The sequence below is a fragment of the Streptomyces sp. UH6 genome, from assembly GCF_013421635.1.
Taxonomy (GTDB): Bacteria; Actinomycetota; Actinomycetes; order Streptomycetales; family Streptomycetaceae; genus Streptomyces; species Streptomyces abyssomicinicus.
Genome location: NZ_JACADT010001161.1, coordinates 1 through 1,624, shown reverse-complemented (window position 1 = coordinate 1,624; position 1,624 = coordinate 1). Strand labels below are relative to the sequence as shown.

Sequence of the window (1,624 nt, the reverse complement as noted above, 5' to 3'; positions counted from 1 at the left end):
ACTGCCGGCCGGCCTGGCGCGCGCCATGGCCGACGCCGAGAAGGCGGGCCGCACCGCGATCGCGGTCGCCTGGGACGGCGAGGCCCGCGCGGTCCTCGAGGTCGCCGACGCCGTCAAGGACACCAGCGCCGAGGCGATCACCCGCCTGCGCGCCCTGGGTCTGACGCCGATCCTGCTCACCGGGGACAACCGGGCCGTCGCCGAGGCGGTGGCCGCCGAGGTGGGCATCGACGAGGTGATCGCCGAAGTCCTGCCCGAGGACAAGGTCGAGGTCGTCAAGCGCCTGCAGGGCGAGGGCCGTTCGGTGGCGATGGTCGGCGACGGCGTCAACGACGCCGCCGCGCTCGCCCAGGCCGACCTGGGGCTGGCGATGGGCACCGGCACGGACGCCGCCATCGAGGCCGGCGACCTCACCCTGGTCAGCGGTGACCTGCGGTCCGCCGCCGACGCCATCCGCCTGGCCCGCCGGACCCTCGGCACCATCCGGTCCAACCTGTTCTGGGCCTTCGCCTACAACGTCGCCGCCCTGCCCCTCGCGGCGGCCGGGCTGCTCAACCCGATGATCGCCGGTGCCGCCATGGCGTTCTCCTCGGTCTTCGTCGTCGGCAACAGCCTGCGGCTGCGCGGTTTCAGGCCCGGCGGCTGACACCTCACCCGTGCGTCACGGCTGCGGGGCGGACCGGCCGGTCCGCCCCGCAGCCGTTCCCGGTCGCCGCCGGCCGCTACCCGGTGTGATGTCCGCGCCAAGTCGGGTCACCCGCTCGTTCGACGGGCGTTCGATGCCGCAGACTGGTATCTCGTGACCACCCAGTTCTCCTCGCCGACCCGTGTCGTTCTCCTCTGCGGCCCCTCCGGGTCAGGAAAGTCGCTGCTCGCCGCGCGCACCGGGCTGCCGGTGCTGCGTCTCGACGACTTCTACAAGGAGGCCGACGACCCGTCGCTGCCCCTGGTGGCGGGCAGCGAGGACATCGACTGGGACCATCCGCTGTCCTGGGACGCCGACACGGCGGTCGCCGCCATCGAGGCGCTGTGCCGGACGGGCCGCACGGAGGTTCCGGTGTACGACATCTCGCTGAGCGCCCGGACCGGGCGGACCGGGCTGGACCTCGGGGGCGCGCCGGTGTTCGTCGCCGAGGGGATCTTCGCCGCGGAGATCGTCTCGCGCTGCCGGGAGCTGGGGCTGCTGGGCGACGCGCTGTGCCTGGCCCGGGGCCCGGTGACCACGTTCCGCCGCCGGTTCCTGCGGGACCTGCGGGAGAGCCGCAAGTCGGTGCCGTTCCTGCTGCGGCGGGGCTGGCGGCTGATGCGTTCCGAGCGGACCATCGTGGCGCGGCAGACGTCGCTGGGGGCGTACGCCTGCGACCGGCCGGAGGCCGAGGCCCGGATCGCGGCCGTCACGGCCGCCGCCTCCCGCACCGGGGGAACGCCCGCCACCACGGCGTGACGCCGCGGGACACCACGGCGGCCGGGACGCGACGGAGCCCCGGACACGACCGGAGCCCGGGACACGGCAGAGGGCGGGACAGACGGAAGGCGGGACCGGAAAGCCCCCGCTTCCGGGCCCGCCCTTCCCCCCCTTCCCCCCGTCCCCCCCCCGGGGCCCCCCCCCCCCCCCCCCCCCCCC

General features: G+C 75.6%; 2 protein-coding genes. Both read left to right on the top strand.

From position 1 onward, the window contains the following. Nucleotides 1-646, top strand: a 646-nt coding sequence (locus HW445_RS30230) for an HAD-IC family P-type ATPase (protein WP_180223993.1), incomplete at its 5' end; no start/stop codon positions are given. A 153-nt stretch (nt 647-799) separates the two neighbouring features. Further along, nucleotides 800-1,444 carry a uridine kinase gene (locus HW445_RS30225; RefSeq protein ID WP_180223992.1) on the top strand — a complete coding sequence of 215 codons (645 nt, stop codon included), beginning with the start codon at nt 800-802 and terminating at the stop codon, nt 1,442-1,444. The last annotated feature ends 180 nt before the right edge of the window (nt 1,445-1,624 follow it).